This window comes from Mycoplasma sp. CSL10166 (assembly GCF_017116885.1).
In the GTDB taxonomy this organism is placed as follows: domain Bacteria; phylum Bacillota_I; class Bacilli_A; order Mycoplasmatales; family Metamycoplasmataceae; genus Mycoplasmopsis.
The window spans coordinates 189,822-212,644 of the sequence record NZ_JAFIRF010000001.1; the positions used below are offsets into that span (position 1 = coordinate 189,822).

Annotated in this window: 23 protein-coding genes and 1 pseudogene; all 24 read left to right on the top strand. The window is 25.9% G+C overall.

Annotated features, from left to right (window positions below; genetic code table 4):
• Positions 1-51: 51 nt before the first annotated feature.
• The 24 genes and pseudogenes from JXZ93_RS00750 (at position 52) to rplN (ending at position 22,821) form a co-directional block, all read left to right on the top strand.
• Positions 52-1,218 (top strand): ABC transporter permease, encoded by a 1,167-nt coding sequence (locus JXZ93_RS00750; protein ID WP_205852448.1) that lies wholly within the window; start codon positions 52-54, stop codon positions 1,216-1,218.
• A complete protein-coding gene (locus JXZ93_RS04080; RefSeq protein ID WP_205852449.1) occupies positions 1,208-2,518 on the top strand; it encodes an ABC transporter permease in 1,311 nt (436 codons plus the stop codon). The genes JXZ93_RS00750 and JXZ93_RS04080 overlap by 11 nt, the downstream gene beginning before the upstream one ends.
• Positions 2,519-2,526: 8 nt before the next feature.
• Positions 2,527-3,582, top strand: a complete 1,056-nt coding sequence (locus JXZ93_RS00760) for an ABC transporter ATP-binding protein (protein WP_205852301.1) — start codon at positions 2,527-2,529, stop codon at positions 3,580-3,582.
• A complete protein-coding gene (locus JXZ93_RS04085; RefSeq protein ID WP_205852450.1) occupies positions 3,569-6,007 on the top strand; it encodes an ATP-binding cassette domain-containing protein in 2,439 nt (812 codons plus the stop codon). Before JXZ93_RS00760 ends, JXZ93_RS04085 begins: the two co-directional genes overlap by 14 nt.
• 279 nt (positions 6,008-6,286) lie before the next feature.
• A complete protein-coding gene (locus JXZ93_RS00770; RefSeq protein ID WP_205852451.1) occupies positions 6,287-9,628 on the top strand; it encodes a hypothetical protein in 3,342 nt (1,113 codons plus the stop codon).
• Positions 9,597-10,337: a GNAT family N-acetyltransferase gene (locus tag JXZ93_RS00775; protein WP_205852452.1), complete on the top strand. Its 741-nt coding sequence runs from the start codon at positions 9,597-9,599 to the stop codon at positions 10,335-10,337. The genes JXZ93_RS00770 and JXZ93_RS00775 overlap by 32 nt, the downstream gene beginning before the upstream one ends.
• 36 nt (positions 10,338-10,373) lie before the next feature.
• Positions 10,374-12,200 carry a M3 family metallopeptidase gene (locus tag JXZ93_RS04090; RefSeq protein WP_205852453.1) on the top strand — a complete coding sequence of 609 codons (1,827 nt, stop codon included), beginning with the start codon at positions 10,374-10,376 and terminating at the stop codon, positions 12,198-12,200.
• Between the two features lie 83 nt (positions 12,201-12,283).
• Positions 12,284-12,664: a hypothetical protein gene (locus JXZ93_RS00785; protein WP_205852454.1), complete on the top strand. Its 381-nt coding sequence runs from the start codon at positions 12,284-12,286 to the stop codon at positions 12,662-12,664.
• A gap of 166 nt (positions 12,665-12,830) precedes the next feature.
• Positions 12,831-13,583 carry a GNAT family N-acetyltransferase gene (locus JXZ93_RS00790; RefSeq protein ID WP_205852455.1) on the top strand — a complete coding sequence of 251 codons (753 nt, stop codon included), beginning with the start codon at positions 12,831-12,833 and terminating at the stop codon, positions 13,581-13,583.
• Between the two features lie 98 nt (positions 13,584-13,681).
• Complete coding sequence (locus JXZ93_RS00795; protein WP_205852456.1) at positions 13,682-15,340, top strand: ribonuclease J; 1,659 nt, start codon at positions 13,682-13,684, stop codon at positions 15,338-15,340.
• Between the two features lie 331 nt (positions 15,341-15,671).
• Positions 15,672-16,391 carry a hypothetical protein gene (locus JXZ93_RS00800; RefSeq protein WP_205852361.1) on the top strand — a complete coding sequence of 240 codons (720 nt, stop codon included), beginning with the start codon at positions 15,672-15,674 and terminating at the stop codon, positions 16,389-16,391.
• Between the two features lie 26 nt (positions 16,392-16,417).
• Positions 16,418-16,759, top strand: a complete 342-nt coding sequence (locus JXZ93_RS04095) for a co-chaperone YbbN (RefSeq protein ID WP_205852457.1) — start codon at positions 16,418-16,420, stop codon at positions 16,757-16,759.
• A gap of 186 nt (positions 16,760-16,945) precedes the next feature.
• Entirely contained in the window at positions 16,946-17,251 is a 306-nt protein-coding gene (rpsJ, locus tag JXZ93_RS00810; protein WP_205852359.1) for a 30S ribosomal protein S10, read from the top strand.
• A 28-nt stretch (positions 17,252-17,279) separates the two neighbouring features.
• Positions 17,280-17,903, top strand: a pseudogene (gene rplC, locus JXZ93_RS00815) (50S ribosomal protein L3); the annotation flags it as partial.
• A 182-nt stretch (positions 17,904-18,085) separates the two neighbouring features.
• The gene (gene rplD, locus JXZ93_RS00820) at positions 18,086-18,868 is read left to right on the top strand and encodes a 50S ribosomal protein L4 (RefSeq protein ID WP_205852357.1); all 783 of its coding nucleotides are present in this window, start codon (positions 18,086-18,088) and stop codon (positions 18,866-18,868) included.
• A 2-nt stretch (positions 18,869-18,870) separates the two neighbouring features.
• On the top strand, positions 18,871-19,338 hold the full coding sequence (rplW, locus tag JXZ93_RS00825; protein WP_205852356.1) for a 50S ribosomal protein L23: 468 nt from the start codon (positions 18,871-18,873) through the stop codon (positions 19,336-19,338).
• 113 nt (positions 19,339-19,451) lie between these two features.
• The gene (gene rplB / locus JXZ93_RS00830; RefSeq protein WP_205852355.1) at positions 19,452-20,297 is read left to right on the top strand and encodes a 50S ribosomal protein L2; all 846 of its coding nucleotides are present in this window, start codon (positions 19,452-19,454) and stop codon (positions 20,295-20,297) included.
• Positions 20,297-20,575, top strand: a complete 279-nt coding sequence (gene rpsS, locus JXZ93_RS00835) for a 30S ribosomal protein S19 (protein ID WP_205852354.1) — start codon at positions 20,297-20,299, stop codon at positions 20,573-20,575. The genes rplB and rpsS overlap by 1 nt, the downstream gene beginning before the upstream one ends.
• Positions 20,575-20,916 carry a 50S ribosomal protein L22 gene (gene rplV, locus JXZ93_RS00840; protein WP_241007012.1) on the top strand — a complete coding sequence of 114 codons (342 nt, stop codon included), beginning with the start codon at positions 20,575-20,577 and terminating at the stop codon, positions 20,914-20,916. The genes rpsS and rplV overlap by 1 nt, the downstream gene beginning before the upstream one ends.
• Positions 20,916-21,566 (top strand): 30S ribosomal protein S3, encoded by a 651-nt coding sequence (gene rpsC / locus JXZ93_RS00845; protein ID WP_205852353.1) that lies wholly within the window; start codon positions 20,916-20,918, stop codon positions 21,564-21,566. The genes rplV and rpsC overlap by 1 nt, the downstream gene beginning before the upstream one ends.
• The gene (rplP, locus tag JXZ93_RS00850) at positions 21,566-21,985 is read left to right on the top strand and encodes a 50S ribosomal protein L16 (RefSeq protein ID WP_174893038.1); all 420 of its coding nucleotides are present in this window, start codon (positions 21,566-21,568) and stop codon (positions 21,983-21,985) included. The genes rpsC and rplP overlap by 1 nt, the downstream gene beginning before the upstream one ends.
• A 2-nt stretch (positions 21,986-21,987) precedes the next feature.
• Complete coding sequence (gene rpmC, locus JXZ93_RS00855) at positions 21,988-22,182, top strand: 50S ribosomal protein L29 (protein WP_174893037.1); 195 nt, start codon at positions 21,988-21,990, stop codon at positions 22,180-22,182.
• Positions 22,183-22,184: 2 nt separating this feature from the next.
• Positions 22,185-22,454 (top strand): 30S ribosomal protein S17, encoded by a 270-nt coding sequence (rpsQ, locus tag JXZ93_RS00860; RefSeq protein WP_241007011.1) that lies wholly within the window; start codon positions 22,185-22,187, stop codon positions 22,452-22,454.
• A gap of 1 nt (position 22,455) precedes the next feature.
• The gene (gene rplN / locus JXZ93_RS00865) at positions 22,456-22,821 is read left to right on the top strand and encodes a 50S ribosomal protein L14 (RefSeq protein WP_205852352.1); all 366 of its coding nucleotides are present in this window, start codon (positions 22,456-22,458) and stop codon (positions 22,819-22,821) included.
• Positions 22,822-22,823: the final 2 nt, after the last annotated feature.

The following is a 22,823-nucleotide window of genomic DNA, read 5'->3' on the forward strand; positions in this document are numbered from 1 at the left end:
TTAACCAATTTGTGGTTAATTGTTTGTGTTTTAAAATAAGCAAAGGAAAAAATGACAAATTATATATTAAAACGTATCGGATTTGCAATATTGACTCTGCTAATTATTTTAGTTGTAGTATTTCTATTAGTAGCTCAATTTAGTGAAAACCCATTTGCTCAAAAGGCAATTGGACAAGCTGATGGAGCAGGATCAAGTGGTTCGGTAGAAAAATTAATACAATTATATGAGCAATCGGTCAAATATCATTTCTTACCATCTGATTGAGCAGGTAAGTATAATCTACATGCAAATGAATGAATGACATATAAATTAAATCCAATAGCTCGTTTTGGTTATTGAATTAATGATTTATTTACCAATTCAGATCATCCGTTTGGATTGCCGTTTGAAGAAACAATCTTTACGAGATTTTCAGCTAACTCAATACCTCAAATATTTTTTAAATATTTAAGATATTCAGTAATAATAACAATACCAGCATTCGTAGTAAGTGCAATTATTGGTATAGCTCTTGGGATTATTTCTGGATACAAACGTGGAACAATTTTTGACACTGCTATTAATGCGTTTTCGTTGTTATTTATAGCACTACCATCATTTATTATTGCTCCAATTTTGATTAGTATTTTACTTAAATTTGGTGTAACACCAAAATTCTTATTACCAACAGATACTGAACATACAAGTGGCGAAATCTTTTTATCATGATTACCACCAATTGCGATTATTACTTTGGGTTCTTTATCAGTTTATATAACATATACAAGAAATCAAATTATTACTGTTTTAACTTCAAATCATGTATTGATTGCCAAATCAAAAGGTTTAAGTAAATCAGAAATATTCTTTAAACATGTTTTAAGAAATATTTCTATACCACTTGCTGCTTTATTGATACCATCATATATCGGACTTCTTAGTGGTGGTATTGTTATAGAGCTATATTGAGCAGTTCCAGGAACTTCACAAGTTCTTGCACAAGCATTCCCAACAGGTGAAATTAATATTATTATGTTTAATACATTATTTTTCACAGCATTAGGTATATTTACATCTATTTTAGTTGACGTATCATATACTGTATTAGATCCTAGAATTAAGTACAATTCAGGTTCAAACCAAAGTAATTTAGTTCTCCTTAAAAGAACTTTAACTAGAAATAAAGAATTTAAAAAGAATTTATTAGAAATGAAAGGAGTTAGAAATGACAGCTAAAGAGTTTGAATCAAAATATAAAGTTTCTTTAAACGGAATCGAAAATCCATTTGAATTTTCTAAAAATACAAATGTTTTCACAAACGTAGCTGGTAAACCTAAAAAAATCTTAATTGAAATTTTGAAAAGATTTTTTATGAGTTGACCTTCAGTTTTGTTTTTAATAGTATTCTTGGTTGTCTTTTTAATTTCAATTATAGTTACAGTAAATTCACAATATAGCGCGACAGAAAGTATTTCTAAAATACAATTAAATTTAATTGGTGATAAAGTTGGACAAGCAACAAATTCAGGTTCATCATTTGATAGTTCTATACCTCCTTTATACTCTAATCATTATGTTAAATTAGGGGATACAATTAGTCAAGATCTTTATAGAAATACTGTTAATGGTTATCGCGATTCTAAATTTTTTAACGGTTTCTTTGGGGATCTATTCTTAAAAGAAAATACTTTTAAAACAATTAATGGTGAAGGTTATATCGATGCATATAAATTATTTAAAATTGATAGTGCGTTTATTGTGTTTAACTATTCGAACATACCAAACAATCTAACTACAGAACAATATCAAGAATTATATAAACAAGCTTTAGATGCTAACCCACAAATATTTTTAAATACTATTTTAGGAACAAAAACTAGTGGGGTAGATATTTGGACCCAGTCATGAGTAGGTACTTGAAAAGCTGTTAGATTAGCAATTATTGTAGCAACAATTCAAACAATTATTGGCGTCGCTATAGGTTCTTACTTAGGTTTTCATGTGGGAAGTCAAATTGATACAATAATCATGCGTATTATTGACATTTTTTCAGCTCCGCCAACACTTATTTGATTACTATTATTTGTTTCTTTATTTGGTACAACAGATTTAACATTAGGTTTTGCATTAATTTTTATTGGTTGAGTTGGTTCTGTAGGTAGAACAAGATTATTTATTATAACTGTAAAAGATTCGGAATTTATTAAGGCTTCAAAATCTGTTGGAGCTTCAAAAGCAAGATTAATTTATAGACATGCATTACCAACAATTATAGGTAAAATTGCAACAGGATTTGTTGAGTCTATTCCATCAATTATATTATCAATATCATCATTAGCATTCTTAGGATTCTTTAAAGCAGAATCAGATATTAATTTAGGTCAAATTATTTCTCAAGCACCATCAGAAGCAGGATTAAATATTTGGGTATTATTGTTACCATCATTAATTCTATTATCAATATCAGTATCATTACACTTTATAGCATTAGGAGTGCACGATGCTCTTGATCCAAAAGTTATTAGAGCAAAATAGGTAAAATTATGAAAGAAAAATTATTAGATATAAAAGATTTAAGAGTAAGTTTTAAATTAAGAAGAAATAAATTCATAACAATAGTACGTGGTGTTGATATTGAACTAAATAAAGGTGAGATAATTGGTATTGTTGGTGAATCAGGCTCTGGAAAAACTGTTACATCAAAATCATTTTTGAACATTAATGAGAATGCAGTTATTTCAAGTGAAAAAATGGAAATCGAAGGAATTGATTTAACACAAAGCAAAAAAGAAAAATTCTGACAAACAATACGTGGGCATAAAATTGGTTATATTCCACAAGACCCGCTTACATCTTTAAATCCAACACGTAAAATTGGAAAACAATTAATAGATGCTTTAAACAAAAATGAAGATTGAAAGAATAAGCCTTATTCCGAGAAAAGAAAATACTTAGTAGACTTATTGGTTAAATTTGGTATAAACGGTGCTGAACAGGTCTTTGATATGTATCCACACACATTAAGCGGAGGAATGAAACAACGTGTAGTTATTACTATGGTTGTAGCACTTAAACCAAGTTTAATTATTGCTGATGAACCTACTACCGCTTTAGACCCAACGGTCCAAGCGTCAGTTTTAGCCTTATTTGAAGATATACGTAGCACAATGGATATTTCTATTATACTTATTAGCCATAATATTTCTGTTGTTGCGAAATTTTGTGATTATATTTATGTAATGTATGCTGGAAAAATAGTTGAAAGAGGAAGTAAAAAAGATATTTTTACTGACCCAAGACACCCTTATACATGAGCATTAATTTCTGCTATACCAGAAAATAAAGACGATAGACTTTATTCAATAAAAGGAACACCTCCTGATATGAATAATTTACCTTTAGGAGATTCTTTTGCTCCGAGAAACGACTATGCAGTTGAATTAGACTTTATAAAAGAACCACCATTATTTGAAGTTAGCCAAGGGCATTGAGCCGCAACATGACTTTTACATCCAGACGCGCCAAAAGTCAAACTAAGCGAAGAATTAGAAACTAGATTAAACCATTTTAGAAAGGTATTTTCAGATGAAAGAAAATAATAGATCGATTTTAGAAATTCATAACTTAAAAAAGTTTTTTAGAAATAAAAATATTGTTAATAAAGCTGTTGATGATGTTTCTTTTGACCTTAAAGAAGGTGAAATAGTAGGTTTAATTGGTGAATCAGGTTCTGGTAAAACAACTATTGGTCGTTCATTATTACGTTTATATGATGATTTTAACGGTTTCGTTCGTTTAGATGGTAAATTAATTTCGGGTAAGAAAATAACACGTAAAACAAATAAGTTTTTACATAAAAATATTCAAATGATTTTTCAGGACCCAATGGCTTCATTAAATGGACAAAATACAATTTTTTCTATTTTAAAAGAACCACTTGTTGTTAATGGAATTATCAAAAATAAAATCAAAGATATTAGAATTGATTGAAGCGAAATTAAAAATAATTTCCATTACACTTTTTTAGAATATTCTCTTAAATTAAAACTTGAGAATTTAAAAATAAATACTAACCTATCTAGTCCTTTCATGAAAAAATGATCTAAAAGACTAGATAAAATTGAATTTAAGGATCAAGCAAACGATTCTTATGATGATTTATATAATTCATATTTTTCATATTTAGATGAAAAAAATAAAATTAATTCAAAAATAATAAATAGTCTATATGCAAATACAGAAAAACTTTTAAATTTTTATAAAAGCAAACAATTAAATTTTAGAAATGAAGAAATAGATTTCGATGAAGAAAATCTTAAAAAAGCTAAAAATAGATTTATTTTAGCAAAACAATTAACAAAAAAAACAGAGTCCTATTATAAATATAAAAATTTAACTAAAGAGAATTGAGTTAAATTTAAGGAAAATTTAGCAACCGCAAGGGAAGTTTATGTTGATTCTAATAATTCTACTAAAAATCTTGCCAGCGAATTAAAAAATGAAGCTAAATTACTATTTAACGAAGCTTATTCAAGTCCTTACATAGATATTTTTGCATATAAAATTAAATTATATGAATTGAATAGACATGTATATAAATTATTTAAAAAAAATAGATCTAAATTAGCATTTTTAAACTACGAATCATTACAAGAGTTGATTTATCAAATTGAAGATGATTCTAGAGAATTTTTCGTGAATTATTTAAAATTTGAACCATACGACTTTGATTCTTTATCAAAATATAAAAATAAAATACGCACTTTTATTAATGATGAATTTAAACTAGATATTAAACAATATTTAGAAACTTCAGCAAAAATAAAACAAGATACTTTTAAAAGTGTTAAGGAATCGTTTAAAGAATTATATTCAAGTTTAAAAAGCACAATTAAAAATTTCTTTGTTTCTCCTAAAAAAGAATTTGAATTCAAAGAAAAAATTAATGAACTTGAAGAATCTAAAAAAGAATATTTAGAAGCTAAAAAAGTGGCTGATGATGAATTATCTAAATATGTTATTGAGTATAAAAATAGAATTTTAAAAATAAACGATGAAATTCAACAACAAGAATTACTTCTCAAAGAGATTAAAGATCAAGAGAAAATATATGATAGTAAATTTAATCAAATACATAAACAATTTGTTAAGTACTATCATGAAAATACAGTTAAAAAATTAAAAGATAATTTATCCAAAGTTGATAATAAAAATAAGTTACAAATCGAAAAAATTAAGGATAAAATTAAACAACATCAAGTTGAACTTAAAGTTTATCAAACAAATGTTGAAACGAAATGGAATAGTAATAATTCATTCTATATAGAGTCAAAATATTTAAATAAAGATTTAAATAATATATATATACTAATGGGGATTTCTAAATTTGAATTATTATCAAAAAATAAGTGATATTCATACGTTTTAGAAAAAGCAACATTACCTTATAAATTATTTAAATTAAATAAATTATTAACAAGGGTTGCTATTTATAAGAGTCTAGAAGATGTCGGATTATTAAAACAATTTGCTTATCGTTATCCACATGAATTTAGCGGAGGCCAAAGACAAAGAATTGTTATTGCTCGTGCTTTAATCACAGAACCAAAAGTTATTGTTGCCGATGAGCCAATAGCATCACTTGATATCTCAATTCAAGCTCAAGTTGTTAACTTATTAAAAGACCTATGTAGAGAGAAAAACATTGGTATGATCTTTATCGCTCACGATTTATCTATGATTGAATATATTGCTGATAGAGTTCAAATTATGCACTTAGGTAAAATTGTTGAATCAGGTAAAACTGAAGAAATTTACAAAAAACCATTACACCCATACACAATTAATTTATTTAAAGCTATTCCAAAAATTTCGAATGCAAATGAAAAATTCAAGGGAGTTAAATTCGAACTTTCATATATGAAAGATCAAATATTCCCAAATATTCCTTATGTACACCAAATAGAAGACAAAAATCATTTTGTTTTAGGAACAAACGAACAAATAGAAGACTGAACAAAATAATACAAATATGATACTTTGTAAATTAAAAAATAGATAAAAGTGACTTCTTTTATATGAAGGAGTCATTTTTAATATAAAACTAAAATTAGGGTCAAAATAATAAAGTTTTAATAGTAAGTTAAGCAACTTATAACAAAGTTATTAAAAGTTTTTTAAGTTTATTTGTACAATTTCTAATTTTAAATTAAATAAAAATAATTTTTTGCATTTTGTACCTTTTGTGAAAATAATATTCTTCATTAAACGCATTATTAGATATCAATATAGTATAATTATTTTATGAGCAAGGAAGTCGAAGTTATATCAAGAAGCGAAAAAACTCAAATGAAAGTTTTGGTAGGAAATTTTTGATTGGAACTAGTTTATTTATCACAAATGGCAGTTAATTTAAATGTTAGACATTTAAAAGAAATCTTTTTAGAATTGATAAATTTAAAAATAAATTATACGTATTCAAAATGAGAAAATCTATATAAATGATATATAAATTTTAAAAATATTAAGTGTTCATCGAAAAAACATGAATTATGCGAATATTGTAAAAGCGAAATTAAAAATAATTCAAATGTTTTAGAATCTATTATTTTAGATGAAAAGAATCAACAAAATGCTTTAGAGATAATTATTTATATAATTGAATTAATAGAGAAGTATATTATTTACGAAGAAAATAATGGGTTTCATAACAACAAAACAAAAACTTTTTTATTTTTTATTCAAAATCAATTTTTAAAAGAAAGCGAAGAAATTACTTTTAAAATAGAAGAATACTTTAAAAATTATTTTATACATAGCAATATTAAAACCTCTAAAGATAATAATAGTTTATGTTCTAATTTTATTAATACAAACAATAGAACTAATGAATTATTTATATATTATATTTTGAACAAATTACTAATAAATCTTGATTTAATGTTAAATACTCACTGAATTAATTTAGTAGTAGATTATAAAAATATTATTTTTCAAAAAGAAGATGTATTTGTTGAAAAATCTGCTAATAATATTGATGCAAAAATCAAAGATTACAGTAATTTTATATATGTTGATCCTAATTTAATTATAAAAGATGAAAAAACATTAGATGTTAAATCGTTTATTTTTCCGTTTGAATCTATTGATTTAGATGATTTAGATTGAACATTTGTAGAGTTAAAAAAATTTATGTTAGAAAAAGATTCTTTTGATGAAAAATTTACTTATAAATTAGATAAAAAAGAAGAATTTTCAAATGTAGAAAGTATAAATTATGACGAAATAGTTTATTTTTCAAAACATTTAGCATCTGAAGTAGAAAGAAAAAATATAAAAAATATTTTGATAACAGGCGAAGCTATGTCAGGAAAAAGTAGTGTATTAAATTTATTTTTAAAAAATAAAAATACCGACGAGTTTATAAAAATTAGTTTTAATAATATAAATTATCCGGATTTAAAAGTTAGCGATCAACAGACTAGTGAAAATTCAAATAAATATTTACTTGAAAAAAGTTTAGCAAGACAAATTATATATCAATTAGGTGAAAATAGTTTTATAGGAAATAAAATAGTTAATAAAAATAAAAAAAGAACTTTTTTTATTTCATTAGCATCATTTGTAATTTCTACTGTTTCAACTCCTTTTTTACTAAAGACTTTTTATAAATTTGATTATAATATAAATTCTTTTTTTGTGGAAATTAGTAAAAATTTATTATATAATAGTATATTTATTTTTCTTTTATGATTTTTACTATTTGGTATTATTTTTGTTTCTTTATTCATGGTTAACAAAAACTTATGAAGATTAAGATCAATAAAAATAAAGGGAAATGAAATAAATTTACATACTAACGCAACTTTTTTAGACGCAAATTTAGACGCTATTGTTGATATAATATTAAATTCAAATAAAAAAATAATAGTTTTTGAGGATATTAATAAAAAAAATAATTCTAATTTTTTACCAAAGTTGTTTGAAATAAATAATTTACTTAATTTAAAAGAAATTTCAAATAAATACACTTTTATTTATGTTATTGACTCTGAAATTGTGACCGAGAAATTTAAAACAAGATTTTTTGACTCGATAATTGATGTTAAAAATAATTTTAATTCCATAGATAAGAAAACAATATCGGCAAAAATAAAAGATAAAATAACAACAGAACAAAGTAAAAAAATTTCCAATACTATTTATCCACAATTTGAATCAATTCAAAAGAGTGAAATTGATAAAATAGTAAACGATTATATTTATTTCTTCATAAATTGAAAAGAAATAAATTTAATTTTAAAAGAAATAAGTAGTTTCGAAAGAATTACAAAGAATTTATTTATTAAGAATATATTAGAAGATAAAAATCTATTTAAAAATAATATTTTAAATTTATACAATCATATTCAAAAAAGAGAAAATTTGTTTAAACTAAATAAATATTTGGAAGATTTTGTTTTTTTATGAATAAAAATAAAAGATAAAATAGTTATAAATCCAAAGAAAAAAGAAAAATATGTTAAATTACAAGATTTTATGGATAAGTCACTTTATATTCCTAAAAATATTTTTGATGGGATAGCTTCAGAAAAAGCGGTAGACGAATTATCAGATGATTTAGTAGCAGGGTTTTCGCAGTATATTTCTTTCTATAAAAGAGACGAAATAGTTAAAAAGTCATTAATAAGATTTACTTTTTTTAAGTTTTACTTAGTATATTTAATTTCAAGTAAATTTTTAGAACATTACCTTGAAAATAATAGGATGTTAGAATTTTCTACTTATAACGACTTCATTGATGTTTGCGTTGGCATATCTAAAGATATAAAAAATAAAAATAATCAAATTAATGACTGACTAAAAAAACAAGATAAAATTTTCGCAAGATTAATAATAAAAGAATTGTTATATATAAGTAAAGATATAAAAAAAGAAAATTTATTAAGTAATTTTAATTCACCAGAATTTAGAAAAAAGATAAAATTTATACTTTATTTTGTTTTTGATTTTCCTGAACTTAAAAAATCTAAATATAAAGAAAAATTTAAAAACAAAATGAAAGAAGCTATTGAATTAGCGATTAAATCTTTTATTAATAAGCATTCTATAAAATATTTAACAACAAAATGTGTAAGCGAAGAATCCAAAACTAAAATTAAACAAGAATGTAACAAAGATATTGATACACATTTCAAAAGTTTTCCGAAAGAAATTTTAAAACTACTTAGACAATTAATATACGACGGTTATATTAGCGAAAATTATAATGCTTATATGGTGGCTTCAAAAATAGATTATACACTCGAAGAAAATAGTGATATTTGTTTTGAAATAGATCATATTTTTGATAGAAAAGTCAATTTATCCTTTTTACTTAGGGACACCAAAAAATGTTTTCACATTGATTTAAATGGTATTTATGATATTTTTGATGATTCTCCTTTGGAACAAGATAAGTTTATAGAATACTTTGAGAGAATAGAAGAATTTTTGGATTCATGATTGGAAGTAAACGAGAGAACTAGACCATCTTTTGAAATGATAGAATTGGATAAAGTAATTTCTAAGAAATTTGAAAATTTATTTTCCACACAAAAAGAGAGGGGTCGTTTTGGAAATAAAAAAAATACTAGCAGAAGATAAAATATGTAATAATTTTTTGATTTATTTATGTGAGAAGTATAGTTATAATTTATTAAGAAAAGTTGATAATAATATTTTGTATATTGATAAAAAAAATAATAAAGTATGAGTAGCAAACACAAAAAAATTTTTAGTTATAAATGATAGATGTTTTAAATACTTTTTTTCTAAAAATATAAACTACATTTCAATTGGAGAAAATACTTTTTTTGATTATAAAATTGAAAATAAACTTAAGGCGTTAAAATTTAAAAAAACAATTCAGGGAATATCTGTTTTTGAAAAAAATTTTTACATACCTGATATTAAAATAGAAGATAAATATATTGTCGAATCAGTAACCAAAGATAATTTTAATGAAGTAATTAGTTTTTTATATAATGAAAATTTTTATCCTGACTCTATTGAAACTTGAAAAGAAGTTTATTATGATAATATGGTCGGTTTTATTATCCGAATAAATGGAGAAATAGTATCTCACGCTTGCAGTGTTTATCAAACTAGTGATTTAGGTGTTGTGTGAGGTGTTGCAACTAACATACAATATAGAAGACAAGGTTTAGCTACTTATTTAGTTTTTTTAGTTATAAAAGAGTTACTAATTTTAAATAAAGCGGCAATATTGTATTGAACTGATGAATATTTAAAAAAATTCTATGAAAAAATGGGATTTAAATCAAACCATTATGTAAAAATATATAAAAAATAATTTTATAGTGAGTAAACATTTAATAAAAGGAGAGTAGTGAAAGCTAAGCAATTTAAAAAATATAGTGATATACCTGAAAAATACAAATGAGATTTAGATGATATTCTTAAAGGAGAAAAAATAGAAGACCTGATAGTTGAATATGAAGCCATTTTTCGCGAAAGAATAAAACAAAAGGAGTCTAAATATAGTACATTAGAAAAGTATATTGAAGATTTAAAGAATTCGGAAGAACAAACTAAATTGCAATTTAAAATAGAAAATTATATTTCTAATAAATTGAATCAAAATTTAAATGATTCTAAAATTTTAAAGTTAGAGTCTGAATTTAAAATTATTTTAGATAAATTAAATATTGAATTTGGTTCAGAAACTAATAGATTTTATAAAAATATTGAAAAAATAAAAAAATGAAAAAATGATTCTAGATTATTTGAATATAAACGATTTTTAGAAGATCAATTAGATGATTATAAGTATAAATTAGATGATAAAATTGAAGATTACTTAATTAGAAATTCTTATGGTCAATCTGAGCCATATAATATATTTAATATACTAACAAATAGTGAGTTAGATTACGGCTATGTTTGAATAGGTAAAAGAAAAATAAAACAAAATTCTATAAACTATTATAAATTTCTTAGAAATAAAGATGAAAAAGTAAGGAAGCAAACGTATTACAATCATATAAAAGCGTACGAAAAACACAAAGATACTTTAGCTGAAATTTTGTTTCAACATTTTAAGAGAATTGTTGTCGATGCAAAAATAAGAAAATTTAATTCAGCGATCGATATGTTAATTAAAGATGATAAAATGAGCGAACAGTTATTAAATAAATTATTTGAACAAGTTTCAAAAAGTAAATATTTGAAAAACAAATATCATAAATGATATAAAAAATTTTACGAAATTAAATTCGGCTCAAAAATGAAAAAGTGGGATTCTTTACGTACTTTGGTAAATATTAAAACCGAATATACAATAGAAGAAATTATTGAAATAACAAAAGAAGTTCTTAAACCTTTTGGTTATGAATATAATGAACAAGTTAAAAAAGCTTTAAATGAAAAATGAATTGATTATATGTCAACGAAAACCAAAAGTCAAGGGGCTTATAGTATTGGCGGAACATACGGAATTGATAAAAAATATATATTAATGAATTTCGATGGAACAATAGCTAGTCTAGAAACATTAGTTCACGAGTTGGGTCATTCGATTCATTCATATTTTTCTGACGCGAGAAATAGTTTAATTAATTCTCAATATCCTATTTTTTTAGCAGAGATAGCATCAATTTATAATGAATTAATGCTATCTGATTATCTTTTAAAAAATACAAAAAATGATAAGTTTAAATTTCAAGTTTTAGCTTCTTTAATAAGTAATTTTTTTAGTTCTGTTAACGAACAAGTCATGTTATCTAATTATGAATATGATTTATATAATGCAATTTGAGACGGAAAAGCTTTTGGAAGTTACGAATCTATTAGTAAAATATATTTTAAGAATGCTAAAAAATATAACTATGGTAATATAAAGTATTCAATTTCGAACACAATTAAATCTATATATGTGCCGCATTATTATTATGAGTTTTACGTTTACAAGTATGCGATAGGCGAATTAGTTGCTATTCACTTTTTCAAACAATATAAAAAACATGGTGAAGAAGCTCTTAAAAATTATGTTGATAATTTTTTGAGCGTGGGTGGTAGAGATTATCCAATTAATATTTTAAAAAAGGCTGGTGTAGACTTATCTAACGACAACTTCTATGAAGAAGGTTTTAGTTTTATCGACGAGATAATTGAAGAATGAATAAAAATAGGCAAAAAAATATTTGGGGTAAAATAATTATGATTAGTAAATTAAAAGTTTTATGATTTTATTTTAAGCGAGAAAGCGTGCTTAATTTAACTTCTTTGCGTTTTTATATATTGAGTTTAATATATTTAATTATATATATATCTATTTTTACTTATTCTGCTATTGAAGGTAATGATGAGATAACAAAATGAAATAATGCAGTTACCGCTTCTGGTATAGTTACTTTTGCATTAGTCTTACTAATTTTACTTTTTAAGTGAGGATTTCTTGAAAGGACAATTGAGAAAGTTAAGGCGAGTATAAATTCAAGTAATAAAAGTAGGGTTGAATATCGTGCAAAAAAGATGACAGAAACAGAAAGAATAATATTTTTAGAAAACAAAAGAAAAAAAGAAATAGAAAAAGAAAATAAAGTTCCAAAATCTAATTATCCGTTTTATTTTAATTTAATACTTTATGCTTTTAGTTTAATATTAATTGCTATAGTTTAGTGTAAAACGTAAGATATATATAACTATTTTGGCTTTTGAATATTTTTATCTCCAAAAATAAACATATTTAGATGTAAAATTAAAATGATTTAATATTTTTAATATGTCTAAATATAAATTATGATAAGAATTATGTTAATTTATTTATAAAATATTAAGGAGAAGAATGAAAATAAAAGACCTTTTATTAGAAGACCCAACATGCAATAATTTTTTGTCATATATTAACAACAAAAAAGGTAATTTGGGTTTCGGGTTTATAAATAATGTTCCTGTTTATTTTAACGAAATTAAGAAACAAATTTGAATTATTAATCAATCAAAGAAAATACAATTAGATAATGATTTTTTAAATGAAATTATATTTCATAAATTTAATGAAATAAATTTAGGTGAAAATACTAGTTTTGATATTGAAGATGAATTAAAATTAAAATATCTAAATTTTTCGAAATATATTCAAGGAATTTCTACATACGATACAAAAAGATTGCCTACAATTAAACCATTAAGTAGCGAATTTATTTTAGAATCAGTTAATAAAAAAAATTTTGAAGAATCCATAAATTTTTTATATGAAGAAAATTTTTACCCGCAATCAATAAAGGCGTGAAAAGAAATATATTATGAAAATATATTAGGATTTATTATAAGAAACAAAAACAACAAAATAGTTGCAAATATAAGTTGTGTTTATCAAACTGATGATTTTGGTGTTATATGAGGAGTTGCCACAAACAAAAAATATAGAAAAAGAGGTTTGGCAACACATTTAGTAATGCAAATAATCGATAGTTTAATCTCTTTAAACAAACGACCTCTTTTATATTTTACCGATGAAAAAATTGGTAATTTTTATAAGAAAATGGGATTTGAAACTAACCACTATTTAACAACATATTTAAAGAATTCTAAATAATTAAAATTAAATTGAATATTTTTAATTTGAAAAAATAAGCAATAGTTTGTTATAATTAAGAAATATATTCCGTTATTAAAAATAAGGAGATGACAAAAATGGAAAATGTTAAAATTTTTGCATTAGGTGGTCAGGACGAGAACGGAAAAAACAGTTACGTTTTTAGTTATAATGATGATTTATACATAATTAATTCAGGTGTAAAAATTCCTATTAATTCAAAAAATGGTGTTGATACATTAATACCTGACTTTACTTTTTTAGAAAAAAATAAAGATAAAATTAAAGGAATTTTCATTACGGATATTAGAAATGAAAGTTTTTCCGCTCTTCCTTGATTACTAATGAAAGTGCCAAATGCTAGAATTTATACTTCTTTCTTAAATAAACATTTTATTCAAGAAAGACTTCAAAAATACAATATAAAATTAGATAAATTTCAAATAAAAACAATTACAGAAAGAACTAAAATAGGTTCAATTGTTGTTCAACCTATATCTCTTCCTGGTTCAACCCCAGGAAATTTAGGTTTTGATTTTATAACTAAGTCAGGTGATTATTTGTTTATGTTTAACTATGTTGAAGGTGATTTAGGAATTTTTGGTAAAACTTGATTTTACCATCTATCTAAAGCATTTGGAAAGCGTAAATTAAATGCAATAATTAGTGATGCTGGAAGATCAAAAACAAACGGTAAAGCCATTGATAAAATAAAATTGCCAAAATATATTGAAGAATCATTTAAAAAATCTAATTCAAAAAGCAGGATTGTTATTGGTGCATATTCCGAAGATGTTGCTACATTACAACAAGTAATTGAACTTGCTAAAAAGTATAATAGACCAATTATTCCTTATGGTAAGAATTATGCAGACATACTATTTTTAACTAAGCAATTCTTAGAAAAAGGCTACCCAGAATATCAATTCCCTGAAATATTAGATTATAAATTGATAAACAAAACAGATAATGCTGTTGTTTTAGTTACAGGTTCTATTGAGAGATTATATTCTCGTTTTGTTAGGATAGTTTCTAATGATGATGTTTATATGAAAATTAATAAACAAGATACTGTAATTATGATAGCGCCCCCAGTGAACGGTTTAGAATCCGAAGCGGCTCAAACATTAGATGAAATTGCTAAAGTCACTTCTAATTTAATTGATGTTCCAGAAAATGAGTATTTTTATTGTAGACCATCAAGAGAGGATATTTTTAGTTTAATTAAAAATTTAAAGCCAAATTATTTTATACCTGCTCAAGGTTTATATAGGTATTTAGTTGACATTTGTGATTATTTACAAACAGAAAACAAAAATACAAATTCAATTGTGCTTTTAAATGGGAAAATTGCACATTTTGAAAACGGAAAATTAATTTCTCATAACGGTAGAATAAAGGAAATTGGTGATACTATTATAGATGGTTTTGGGGTTGGAGATATTTCTTCAGAAGTTCTCGCTGAGAGAGAAGTTTTAGGTCGTGATGGTGTTGTTATTATTAATTCTTTATATTCACCTAAGACAAAGAAAATAATTGGTAAATTGCATATTAATTATGTTGGTGTAATAAATAGTGATGAATACTCTAAATTTGATAGATTAATAAAAGATATAATTATTGATTTGATTTCTAGCAAAGAATACGCTAATATGAGAGAGTTAAACGAAAGAGTTAGAAAAACTATAAGAAAAAAAATATTCAAATTAACAGATAAAGATCCGATGGTAGCCTTCACTCTTACACAGGTAAATTAAAATGTTAAAAAATAAATTATTAAATTTACTTAAAATGCCTTATTTAGAGGTGTTAAATAGTAACAATAATAGGGAAGTATTTTACAAAAAAATTAGCAAAATAAAACTTACTATAGGGATAGTATTGTTTATTTTGCTTTTTGCTTTTTTTCTTCTGTTTAACACAAATGTTTTACCCGAAATTTTAAATTGATTTTATATTTATAGTTTTGGACTTTTATTCGGCAATACTATTATATTTCTATTCGTTGGTTTTACAATAGTTTTTTGTTTTGAAATTTATTTTAATTTTAATGAAAATAAAATAATTTTCTATTTTAGTAGAATTAATATGATTCGAATCGGAGAATTAAGATATAAAATTTACTCTTCAATAATATACTTTTTTGTAGCAGCTACACTTTTAGATCATTTAGTTATACATTTTTTGACTATTGAAAATTTTTCTTTTCAACCTAAAAATTTATCTTTAATTTTTACCGAAGGGTGATGAAAAAAGTTTGGGTTAAGCAAAAAAGATTATTTTACAATTGATAATGTTTCAGTTTGAAATAATATAGGAGTTTTTTTTGATACCTTAATAAATATTTTGTATATACCTTTTTTATCTCCGATTTTACCTATTTTCGCTTTAGCTTTAATTATATTTTCTATTTTTTCTCATTTGACAAACATTAAATTTCGCCAATTATTTAGTAATAAAAAAATAACATTAAGCGAAAAAGTAAGGTTTTTAAAAAACGAAAATAATGATTTTATATACACTAAAAGGGTAAAAGATTATTATGATTTTTTATTTTATGCAGCTAGACATTTTGTTTTAGATTTTAAAAATTTAAGTTATTCAAAATTAGAAAAAATAATTTTAAAAAAAACTGATTCAAAGGTAGTTGAAGATTTTTATTTTTGATATAATGACTTAAAATCAAAGACTGAAGAGTTTGATTATAATATCGAAAATAGACATACACCGATAACAATAAAATTATCTGAAGAGAAAGAATATAATCACGAAAAAGATTGGCTAGATGAATTTGATTTTCAAGATTAATTTAATAATTAATAAAAGGAGAAAAAATGATTAAAAAAATGAATTGAGCAGAAGCTCAAGAATTAATTAAAAATAAAGATACAGATAAATTAACTTTTTTAACTTTTACAACTGAATGATGTACAGATTGTAAAATGATGAAACCCGTTTTCAACGAAGTTGCAAATAAATTTGAAGGAAATAATCAAGTTGAATTTATAAATGTTGACGCTGAAGAAGCAAAACTTTTTAGAGACCCTAATACTAAATGAAGAGTTTTAAAGGTTCCTACAACTATATTATTAAAAGGAGACGAAATAGTTGAAAAAGGTTTTGAATACGTCCCAGAAGAAGTTCTAGAGGATTGAATAGACAAAAGAATTGCATAATGATACACCGAGAACAGTTGTTAAAATTAAAAACCGAAAAAAATGATTTCTATTTTTCGGTTTTTATTATATAATTATAAAGCAACTATAACGTAGATCTATAAGGTTGCTAGTAATACAAAGTTGTTGAGGTATTATCTAGGTTTTTATAGTGAGTTATTGTTCAAAAGAACAAAAGGAGACAACATGAGCAAACTAAACATTAAAATTAAAGGGTTTGATCATACATTAGTTGATGAAGGAGCTAAAAAAGTTTATTTATTGTTAAAAGAACTTAAAGCTAAAGTTAGTGGACCAATTCCATTACCAACTAAAAGAGATGAAATCACAATTTTAAGATCAGTTCACGTTAACAAACCAAGTCGTGAACAATTTGAAAGTAGAACTCATCAAAGATTAGTAGTTGTTGAAAACGCTAATAGTGAAGTTACTGACAAATTAAACAGATTAGAATTACCTGCTGGTGTAGGAATTCAAATTAAAGTTAAATAATTTAAATTAAAATTTTTAAGGAGAAAAAATGAAAGGAATCTTAGGACGTAAAGTTGGTATGACTCAAATTTACACCGAAACAGGTTTAAGAATACCTGTTACTGTAATAGAAGTACAACCAAATGTTGTTACTAAAGTTTTAACAAACGACAAAAACGGTTATGTTGCCACACAACTTGCCGTATTTGAACAAAAAGCTAACCGTGTTAATAAGCCAGATAGCGGTCAGTTTGCTAAAGCTAAAACAACACCTAAGCGCTTCGTAAAAGAAGTTCGTGAAATGTCAGGTTTCGAACTTGGAGACACAATTAAAGCTGACATATTTAAAGTTGGTGAACTTGTTGATGTTACAGGTACATCTAAAGGAAAAGGTTTTGCTGGTACAATTAAAAGACACAACCAACACATTGGACCTAAATCACACGGTGGTGGTGGTGGATCACAACCAGTAAGACAAACAGGATCACTTGGAGATATCGCAGGAAACAGAGTTTTCAAAGGTATGACAATGCCAGGTCATTTAGGTAATGTAAAAACCACTGTGCAAAACTTAGAAGTTGTAAAAGTTGATTTAGAAAATAATTTAATTTTAGTTAAAGGATCAATTCCTGGACCTAAAAAGTCATATATAGTTGTTAAAGAAGCTGTTAAAGGTCTTCCAGCTCACGAAGGTGTTAAACTTGTTGATGTTCAAGAAGTTCAATTATTAAATGAATTAATTGAACAAGCTAAAAAACACAATATTGAAGTTACAGTTGGAATGCATTCATCAGAATTAAAAGCATTAATAGAAGAAGCAGAAGCTAAAGAAGCTCAAGAAGGGGATAAATAGTTATGGCAGAAACAAAAAAAGCTAAAGTAGAAAAAGAAACTACAACAAAAACAACTAAAAAACCTGCTGCTAAAAAAACAACTACAACAACTAAAAAACCTGCTGCTAAAAAAACAGAAACAAAAAAAGTAGTAGCAAAAAAAGAAAAAGAAGTAAAAACAACTACAACAACTAAAAAAGTAGTTAAAAAAGTATTAAAATCAGAAGTTAAATTACCTAAAGCGTTATTCCAAAGTGAAAAAATCTATGAACAAGCTATTTTTGACACAATTTTATCAGAAAGAGCATCAAGAAGACAAGGTACACACCAAGTTAAAAATCGTGCCGAAGTTAGTGGAAGTGGTAAAAAACCATGAAGACAAAAAGGTACAGGTAGAGCACGTCACAGTTCTATGCGTTCACCAATTTGAGTAGGTGGTGGTAGAGCTTTTGGGCCTCAATCAAATAAAAATTATTCACTTAAAGTAAATAAAAAAGTTAAATACAACGCTTTTGTATCAGCACTTACATTATTATCACAAGACAATGCAGTTATTGTTGATGACTTAACATTAAACTCAATCAAAACAAAAGATTTAGTTAATAAATTAGTTGAACTTAATGTAAATGATTTAAGACACGTATTAGTAGTAAATGAAGATTACAACGTATTTAAATCAGCTAAAAATTTACCAAATGTTGCTACAACTAAAGCTAATTCATTAACTGTTGAAGAAATAGTTGGTGCAGATGTAATGATCATTTCAAAACAAAGCTTAGAGCTTTTGGAAAGAAAGGCTAAATAATCATGGAATTAACTCAAGTAATTAAATCACCAATTTTAACAGAGAAAACTGATGTTTTAAGAACAACACAATCAACATTTGTTTTTAAAGTTGACTACGCTGCTAATAAATATCAAATCAAAGAAGCTATTGAAACAATTTTTGGTGTAAAAGTAGCATCTGTTAGAACAATTAAAGTCGAAAAACAACCGAAAAGTGTTGGTCGTTTCCACGGATTTACAAATCGTTACAAAAAAGCTATGGTTAAATTAGTAGAAGGTCAATCAATTAACTATATTCCAAGTGATGATGAAGAAAAAGCGCAAATAGTTTCTGAAGAAGCAAAAGAAGCTAAAAAAGCAAAAGAAGCAAAAGCAAAAGACGTTGAAAATAAAGTAGCTAAAAAATTAGCATCTAAAAAACAAGTTGCAACAAAAAAAGCAACTGTTAAAGCAAAAACAACAACAAAACGTAAAGTTGGTGGAGAATAGTTCTCCGATGAACTTTAGTTATTTAATTTAAACAAAAATATAAATAAAAGCGGATTAAAATATTGCTTAAAAGAAATTCCGCACTATTTTTAAGCAAAGGAGAAAAGACAATTATGGCAATTAAACATTATAAGCCAACTACAAATGGTCGTAGAAATATGTCTTCTCTTGATTTCAGACAAAACTTATCTGGTCATGCACCTGAAAAATCACTTTTAGTTAATCTAAAATATCATGCAGGGCGTAATAACCAAGGTAAAATAACTGTTAGACATCACGGAGGACGTGTAAAAAGATTTTACAGACTTGTAGATTTTAAACGTAATAAAGATAATATCCCAGCTATTGTTAAAACTATTGAATATGATCCAAACCGTTCAGCTAACATTAGTTTATTAGCATATGCTGATGGAGAAAAAAGATATATATTAACACCTAAAGGAATAGTTTTAGGTCAAAAAGTTATTTCAGGAGAAAATGTTGATATCGTTGTTGGGAACGCACTTCCATTATCTAACATTCCTGAAGGTACATTTGTACACAACATCGAAATGCAACCAGGAGGTGGTGGTATTATAGCACGTAGTGCTGGAACATCAGCTCAATTACTTGGTAAAGATGACGATGGAAAATACGTTGTTCTTAGACTTAAATCAGGAGAAACACGTCGTGTATTAGCTCGTTGTCGTGCAACAATTGGTGTTGTTGGTAACGAAGAACATTCACTTGTTAACGTAGGTAAAGCTGGAATCAATAGACATAAAGGAATCAGACCTACAGTTCGTGGTTCAGTTATGAACCCTGTAGATCACCCACATGGTGGAGGGGAAGGTAAACAACCTGTTGGACGTAAAGCCCCACTTACACCTTGAGGTAAAAAAGCTCTTGGAGTTAAAACAAGAAAAACTAAAAAATCTTCAAATAAACTTATTTTAAGAAGAAGAAAGGATGCTAAATAATGGCACGTAGTCTTAAAAAAGGTCCATTCGCAGATGATCATTTACTTAAAAAAGTAGATGCTATTGTCGAAGGGAACGCACCTAAAAAACCAATTAAAACTTGATCAAGACGTTCAACAATCTTCCCAAGTTTCGTTGGTTTAACATTCGCAGTTCATAACGGAAATAAATTTATCGAAGTTTACGTAACAGATGATATGGTTGGACATAAATTAGGGGAATTTGCACCTACAAGAACATTTTCAGGTCATGGTGCAGATAAAGGTAAGAAGAAATAATGGCACAACAAGCAAAAGCACATGTAAAATTACAAAGAGTAAGTTCATCTAAAGCAAAATTGGTTGCTAACTTATTCAGAGGAAAAGATGTTAATGTTGCTTTAGGTCTTTTAGAAAATACATCTAAAAAATCAGCACCAATTTTCCTTAAATTACTTAATTCAGCAGTTGCTAACGCAACAAACAACCACGGAATGAACGCATCAAAATTATTCGTAAAAGAAGTTTATGTAAATGAAGGTCCAACACTTAAAAGATTCCAACCAAGAAGTCAAGGTAGAGCTTATTCAATTTTAAAACGTACATCAAATTTATCAATAGTATTAGAGGAGAGAAACTAATGGGACAAAAAGTTAATCCAAATGGATTCCGTTACGGAGTTTCAAAAAACCATAATTCAACATGATTTGCAGATAAAGATAATTTCGGATCATATTTAGTTGAAGATGCTAAAATTTATAAATTCTTTGATAAATTAGTACGTGAATACCAAATCGGAAAAGTTGAAATAAAAAGAACTAAAGATAACAAAGTGACAGTTAACTTACACACAGTTAAACCTGCAGCAATGTTAGGTCAAGAAGGTAAGAACATTCAAGAATTAACAGTTAAGGTTCAAAAATTTGTTAAAAATAAAAATCTTAATTTAAAATTACAAGTTATAGAATTAAAAAATTATGACTTAAACGCAAGATTACTTGCAGAAATGATTGCAACAAAATTAGAAAACCGTGAAAGCTTCCGTCAAGCACAAAAAATTGCTATTAGAGCTGCTTTAAAAGCAGGTGCTAAAGGTATTAAAACTATGGTTAGCGGTCGTTTAAACGGAGTTGATATGGCTCGTTCAGAAGGTTATTCTGAAGGAGAAATGAGACTTCATACATTAAGACAAAATGTAGAATACGCAACAGCAACAGCTAGAACAACATATGGAGCTATTGGTGTTAAAGTTTGAGTTTCACTTGGAGAAATTTTAGGAGGTAAAAAATAATGTTACAACCTAAAAGAACTAAATATAGAAAACCTTTTGTTGTTAGACACGACAAAAGAAAAGCTACAAAAGGAAACACTGTTGCATTCGGTGAATTCGGATTGCAAGCAGTTACATCAGCATGAGTTACAGCTCGTCAAATAGAATCAGCACGTATTGCAGCAACACGTAGAATGGGTCGTGAAGGTCAAGTTATTATTAGAATCTTCCCACACTTTTCTAAAACATCTAAACCTATCGGTGTTCGTATGGGTTCAGGAAAAGGTGCTCCAGAATTATGATATACAGCAGTAAAAGTTAACACAATGATGTTTGAAGTTGGTGGTGTTAGTGAAGAAATTGCGCGTGACGCTCTTCGTTTAGCTGGTCACAAATTACCTGTTAAATGAAAAATAGTTCAAAGAAAAGGAGATGAATAATTATGAGTTACAAAGATTTATTAGAAAAATCAACAAAAGAGCTTGAAGAATTAACTTTAAAATTAAAAGCAGAATTATTCACACTTAGATATAGAAACGTTACTGGTGATTTAAGAGATACACACAAAATTAAACTTTTAAGAACAGATATTGCTAAAACTCTTACAGCATTAAATGCCAAAAAGGAGAATAAATAATTATGGAAAGAAATACAAGAAAAACTTTAACAGGTAAAGTTGTTTCAGCAGGTAAAAGTGCTAAGACAATTATTGTTGCTGTTGACACATACAAAAAACACCCACTTTATTCAAAACGTTACAAATCAACTAAAAGATTTGCAGTACATGACGAAAATGAAGTTGCTAAATTAAACGATATTGTTGTTATTATGGAAACAAGACCACTTTCAAGAACAAAACACTTTAGATTAGTATCAGTAAAAGAATCTGCTATCGAAGGAAACAACTAATATGATTTTAGAATTATCAAGAGCAAATGTAGCTGATAACTCAGGTGCAAAAACAATAGGTGTAATTCGTGTATTAGGTGGATCAAAGAAAAAAGTTGCTAAAATTGGTGATATTATAGTTTGTTCAGTAAAAAAAGCTTTACCTAACGGTATGGTAAAAGAAGGTCAAGTTGTTAAAGCGGTAGTTGTGCGTTCAAAATATGGTATTCACCGTACAAACGGTTCATATATTAAATTTGATGATAACGCAGTTGTTATTCTTAAAGAAGATTTAACACCACGTGGAACTCGTGTTTTTGGACCAGTTGCTCGTGAAATTAGAGAAAAATTCCCTAAAATTGTTTCTTTAGCACCAGAAGTATTATAGTA